The sequence below is a fragment of the Chitinophaga sp. genome (genome assembly GCF_035538455.1).
Classification (GTDB): Bacteria; Bacteroidota; Bacteroidia; order Chitinophagales; family Chitinophagaceae; genus Chitinophaga.
Genome location: NZ_DATLKJ010000071.1, coordinates 1 through 5,573, shown reverse-complemented (window position 1 = coordinate 5,573; position 5,573 = coordinate 1). Strand labels below are relative to the sequence as shown.

At 44.8% G+C, this 5,573-nt stretch carries 6 protein-coding genes; 5 read left to right on the top strand and 1 reads right to left on the bottom strand.

Features of this window, described 5'->3' with window-relative positions; translation table 11 throughout:
* Positions 1-604, top strand: a 604-nt coding sequence (locus VM802_RS08250; protein WP_325529354.1) for a DNA recombination protein RmuC, incomplete at its 5' end; no start/stop codon positions are given.
* A gap of 6 nt (positions 605-610) precedes the next feature.
* Here the strand turns inward: VM802_RS08250 and VM802_RS08245 are convergent.
* Positions 611-1,795: an MFS transporter gene (locus tag VM802_RS08245; protein ID WP_325529353.1), complete on the bottom strand. Its 1,185-nt coding sequence runs from the start codon at positions 1,793-1,795 to the stop codon at positions 611-613.
* Between the two features lie 176 nt (positions 1,796-1,971).
* Between VM802_RS08245 and VM802_RS08240 the strand changes: the two genes are divergently transcribed.
* The 4 genes from VM802_RS08240 (at position 1,972) to VM802_RS08225 (ending at position 5,347) form a co-directional block, all read left to right on the top strand.
* On the top strand, positions 1,972-2,442 hold the full coding sequence (locus VM802_RS08240) for a Dps family protein (protein ID WP_325529352.1): 471 nt from the start codon (positions 1,972-1,974) through the stop codon (positions 2,440-2,442).
* A gap of 124 nt (positions 2,443-2,566) precedes the next feature.
* Entirely contained in the window at positions 2,567-3,313 is a 747-nt protein-coding gene (locus VM802_RS08235; RefSeq protein ID WP_325529351.1) for an NYN domain-containing protein, read from the top strand.
* A gap of 2 nt (positions 3,314-3,315) precedes the next feature.
* Entirely contained in the window at positions 3,316-3,858 is a 543-nt protein-coding gene (locus VM802_RS08230) for an O-acetyl-ADP-ribose deacetylase (RefSeq protein ID WP_325529350.1), read from the top strand.
* A 109-nt stretch (positions 3,859-3,967) separates the two neighbouring features.
* Complete coding sequence (locus VM802_RS08225) at positions 3,968-5,347, top strand: TlpA family protein disulfide reductase (RefSeq protein WP_325529349.1); 1,380 nt, start codon at positions 3,968-3,970, stop codon at positions 5,345-5,347.
* The last annotated feature ends 226 nt before the right edge of the window (positions 5,348-5,573 follow it).

The window sequence follows — 5,573 nt, the reverse complement described above, 5'->3', positions numbered from 1 at the left end:
AGCCCTGAAGATGCATGTACAGTCAGTGAAAAACAATATTCAGGAGTTGAGCCGTAAAGCATACCATACGCTTTACAAGAACACCACCGACTTTGTGATGTTGTTCATCCCGATAGAACCGGCTTATGCGCTGGCCATCATGCAGCAGGATGAAGATCTGTATGATTTTGCGTTTCGCCGGAAAATCATACTGGTAAGTGTTCCCTCATTACTGGCCACGCTCCGTATTATTGATGCTATGTGGAGACTAGACAATCAGAACAAAAATGCAGAAGAGATCGTGAGGCAGGGGAGTGCGTTGTATGATAAGTTCGTAGGGTTTACAGAAGATATGATGCTGATAGGCGAACACCTGAAGAGAAGTCAGAATGTTTATGAGAATGCCGTGAACAAGCTGTCTACAGGGAATGGTAACCTGGTGGGACGTACCGAGAGAATGCGCCGATTGGGATTGGACAATAAAAAAACATTGCCGCGAGAACTGATTGTTGATTTGCCACCAGTAGAAGAGAATGGTAGTGAGATGCCTGTCGGTAATACCCCCGATGATGTAAAGATCACTACAATTCCGCCGCTTCCAGAACAATCAGCTGATAAAGAATAGTTTTTCTCAACCTTCGTTGCAGGTGGCAACAGGTTTCCGGTAGAAGAAAGTAAGATACACCGTCGCCATCAGGGTTATAAAGGCAATTAGGTAGAAGGCAAGAGGGAAGTTAGATGCGTTGTTCTTATACAGAAAGGCTGAAAGATATGCCCCCAGCCCAATACCAGCTTCCATCGCGATATACATGCTCGCCAGTGCTCGTCCTCGGTGTTCCGGCCTTCCGAGGTCTATGGTCCAGGCTGTAATGGCTGGTGCGTTGAGACCTACAGAAATACCATATACAACAGCTGCCGCCATTAATAACGCAGGACTTGCAGCCCAGGCCATCATGAGCATAGAGGCTGCCATCAATGTTGCGGCAATTTTCAGCACGGGCACACGGCCATATCTGTCTGACACTTTGCCAGCCAGTAGCCGGATACCAATAGAGCTGCCAGTAAAAAAGGTGAAGAACAATCCTTTGTTTAAAATACCAAGATATGCGCTGAAGTCAGGAATAATAGTGAGCATGGCGCCATAGCTGAAATAGGTAAGGAAGCATATCACCACCGGTGCCCACACCAGAGGCTCAAATATTTCATCACTGGAAATCTTTAGCAGGGAAAGACGAAACGGTTGTTTGTTGGAAACGGTTTCTTTCATGCCTACAAGTATCACTACAGATAATAATGCAAATACAGCGGACGTCTGGAACATCACATTGATATTCCATCGTATCGCCATGTAACCGCCAATGGCTGGCCCCAGCGCCATACCAATGGTGCTGGCCAGACCCACCATACCCATTGCCTCACCGCGACGATTAAATGGCACAATGTCTGACACATAGGCGGAAGTTCCGGTAGGTTTGAAACCTGTTGAAAACCCGTGGAAAAAACGCAGCAGTAAAAATGCGGCAACAGAGCTGACCAATGGATACATCAGGCTACACACGACACATATCAGCGATCCGAAAATCATTACCGGTACACGTCCAATGGTGTCAGTAAGCTTTCCGCTGAAAGGGCGCGACAGACCAGCCATCAGGGTGAACAGACCAATGATATAACCTTTGTAATCTGCACCTCCCAGATTGGTGAGGTAGGCCGGGAGCTCCGGTATCATCATATTAAAGCTGGCTGAAAAGAGGGCATTACTAAGGCATAACAAAATAAAATGCAAAGTGTAGATCTTTCCGGTAGACTGATACATGCTACAAAATTAGGGACTATGGTACAATTTTCGCGAATAAAATGACCACATCGCATACCCGAACAAAATCCGTCTATGCCCTGTTAATATTAACCGGTTGTTAAATCATGATAAACCTCATGGTTCTTCATCCGCAGAAGTTGTAAATTTATTATAACCACAAAAAATTCTATCATATGAAAGTAAACATTGGCGTTTCAGCAGAACATGCGAAACAGATTGCATTAGAATTGAATAAAGTACTGGCTGACGAACTGATAATATATGCTAAAACGCGGAACTGCCACTGGAACATCGAAGGTCCAAACTTCATGGAAATGCATAAGTTCTACGAAGATCAATACGAAGAGCTCGAAGAGTATGCAGATGAAGTGGCCGAATACATCCGCTCCATCGGGCATTACGCAGAAGGACGTTATGCTGACGTGCTGAAGCTCACTAACCTCCTGGAAGATGAATATTCCAACGATCAGAAGAAACAACTGACAGGATTACTGAATGACCATGAAACCGTTATCCGTAATCTGCGCAGACTTATCGACGAGTTCGACGCAAAATACAACGACAAGGGTGCTGCCGATTTTGCTACCCAAATGTTGCAGAAGCACCTGAAGCTCGCGTGGATGATCCGTTCTTACATTAAATAAAACCACACAGGAAAAATACAGAAGCGTGTCAGTTGAAGCAGCGAAGCTGTAAACTGATGCGCTTTTTGCATTTATATATTAGCTACATTTGTTAAGAGCCATTATCCCCGTTAAATCATTCTTCATGGAAAACACAAATGACCTCCGGCTAGCAGTACTTATCGATGCGGATAATATCCCGTATCACAATATTAAAGGCATGCTGGAGGAAGTGGCAAAATACGGTAACCCAACCTTCAAAAGAATATATGGAGACTGGACCAAACCCACAGTGGTAGGCTGGAAAGGTGTATTACTGGATTATGCTATCACTCCGATCCAGCAATATAGCTACACATCTGGAAAAAACGCTACCGATTCTGCTATGATCATCGATGCGATGGACATTTTATACACTGGCCGCGTGGATGGGTTCTGCCTGGTATCCAGCGACAGCGATTTTACAAGACTGGCCACCCGCTTACGTGAAGCCGGGATGCGTGTGATTGGTCTGGGCGAGAAAAAGACTCCCAGCGCATTCAGGGCCGCCTGCGACAAATTCATCTATCTTGAAATATTACAGGTGCGGGAAAAGAAGTCAGATCCCGATAAGCCCCGTTCATCTAAAGAAAAACAGAAAGCCATCAGCAAAGCGGATAAAGAGCTGATAGAGCTGTTGTCTACCAGCATTAATGATATAGCCGATGAAGACGGATGGGCCTATCTCGGGGAGCTGGGCAACCTGCTGCTGAAAAAGCAGCCCGACTTTGATGCCCGCAACTATGGCTACAATAAGCTCGTTCAGCTGATAAAAGGCTTCCCCGTTTTTGAAATTGATATCAGGGAAAGCGGTAAGAAAACCGGCAAACTGGTGTATGTAAGAACGATTTAGAGATGAGTTACAGAAAGATAAAAGTCATAAAGGGAGATATTACAAGGCAGGCAACTGATGCTATTGTAAACGCGGCCAACTCTTCACTGATGGGTGGCGGCGGTGTAGATGGTGCTATTCACCGTGCTGGTGGGCCTGCTATCCTGGAAGACTGCAGAGCGATCGTGGCCCGGCAGGGTGGATGCAAAACAGGAGAAGCTGTAATTACCACTGGTGGTCACCTCCCGGCAAGGCATGTCATACACACAGTTGGTCCCGTATGGAATGGTGGTAATAAAAATGAAGAGGCACTGTTGGCCGCCTGCTATCGCAATTCATTAGAGCTTGCTGCACATCATCAGCTCAGATCTATATCATTCCCCAATATCAGCACAGGAATCTATCATTTCCCTAAAGATCTCGCTGCCAGTATTGCTATGGATACCATTGTACATTTCCTCGAACAAAACAGTAGCATTGAAGAAGTAATATTGGTATGCTTTGATGATGAAAACCTGAAATATACCCAGCATTATTATAATCAGTACATACCCCCACAAGAATAATTCATACTGCTTTTATGCCGTTGAACAAATTGTAATAGCAACGTTTTGCTGTTTTATTATATTTGATGTGACAACGATTTAAATCGACAACCAAACCACCATTAAGAAAATGAAACCAACCAAATTTTACCGGCTATTGCCGGTACTGGCCGCTATGGCCCTGAGTCCTCGTGTTTACGCAGGCCCGGTGCCTACCTCTCCGTTAAGTGTTATCCAAGGAAAAACAGGAAATGACAAAGCAACTAAAATAACGTTGTTTAAAGTAACAGAAGGGCGCAAAACAGAAATTGCCACCGCCTTTGTGAATGAACAGCACGCATTTGCATTTGCACTTCCGTCACCTAAAGAAGGATTTTATTATTTGTCTGACGGCGGCAGAGATGGAGATACCCGTATCTACCTCAAGTCTGGCGATCAACTACAGCTGAGCCTGGACGGCAGTAACTATAAGGTCGTTGCCGGCTCTCCGGAGAACAAGGCATTGCAGCTGTGGCATGATCAGCTGAGTGTTCTTTCGAAACATACAGATCTGGGCGATACTGCCACGTTCTATTCATTTTTTCCACAGTTGGAGGCTTTTGTTCCCAGAGTACCGGTGCTGAAACAACAGGTAAACACACCCAACAAAAAATTCAATGATTTGCTGAAATATACAATGGACGTGGATCTGGAGTATGCGGCTCTGAGGTTTCTGTTGATACCGCATTCCGTGCATCCAGATAGAGCACAATATCCAGCATACTACAGACAGGTGATCAAAGACAGCAAATACTGCGACACACGGCTACTGCAAAACGCCAATGGCACCAATATGATCCAGTTGTATGCAACCTTCCATATGATCATGGGAGACAAGGAAAAGCTGCCTAAAGGAGCAGAAAGACTTAGCTCTTTGGTGAGTCTCTTCTGTAATGATACTATAAAAGGGGTTGTCATTACGGAGAACCTGAGAAGCTACAGGTCATTTGAATCCCTGAGAGAAGCAGTAGTACCGGTGGAGAAGTATCTATTAACAGATGTTCAGAAGCAAAGCTATTTTGATTATGAAAAATCTGTGCGCAAGTTTGCCGCTGGGGAACCGGGATTTAATTTTTCAGGAGAAGATACAAACGGCAAAAAGGTTGCATTCAATGACCTCAAAGGAAAAGTAGTAGTAGTGGACGTTTGGGCTACCTGGTGTGGTCCATGCAAGGCAGAGTTGCCGCATCTTCAGAAGCTGGAGGAAGAAATGGCCGGAAAGAATGTAACATTTCTGGGAGTCTCTGTGGATGAAGCCAAAGATAAAGAGAAGTGGCAAAATTTTGTAAAGGAGAAGGAAATGAAAGGTACGCAGATCTTCGTAAGTGGCTGGAGTGAGATCGCAAAATACTATGGTATCAATGGTATTCCCCGGTTTATGGTATTTGATCAGAAAGGAAATATCGTGAATGTGGATGCGCCAAGGCCTTCGCAGCCTGAGCTGAAAGAGCTTATTAACAAGCTATTATGATAAGATGCTGATTTTGTTCCGCGGGTTTGTACAAGCAGGCCCGCGGAAATATCCAGGAGAAGGTAGATACTTGTCTGTAACATAAGGTAAGCCCACGGCTAAATACGTCTTGCAAAATTCAGTGAGATCGTATGACCAAGGTTATTTTCCAAGTTTGTAACGATGAGGAAGGAGTTCTTCTATTCTATTGATAGGGTGATCGGCTATCCTATGTAGTATATCTTTG

What these genes read in the sequence shown, in the direction of transcription:
- VM802_RS08245 (WP_325529353.1), bottom strand. Translation starts at nt 1,795, where the DNA reads ATGTATCAGTCTACCGGAAAGATCTACACTTTGCATTTTATTTTGTTA.
- VM802_RS08240 (WP_325529352.1), top strand. Translation starts at nt 1,972, where the DNA reads ATGAAAGTAAACATTGGCGTTTCAGCAGAACATGCGAAACAGATTGCA.
- VM802_RS08235 (WP_325529351.1), top strand. Translation starts at nt 2,567, where the DNA reads ATGGAAAACACAAATGACCTCCGGCTAGCAGTACTTATCGATGCGGAT.
- VM802_RS08230 (WP_325529350.1), top strand. Translation starts at nt 3,316, where the DNA reads ATGAGTTACAGAAAGATAAAAGTCATAAAGGGAGATATTACAAGGCAG.
- VM802_RS08225 (WP_325529349.1), top strand. Translation starts at nt 3,968, where the DNA reads ATGAAACCAACCAAATTTTACCGGCTATTGCCGGTACTGGCCGCTATG.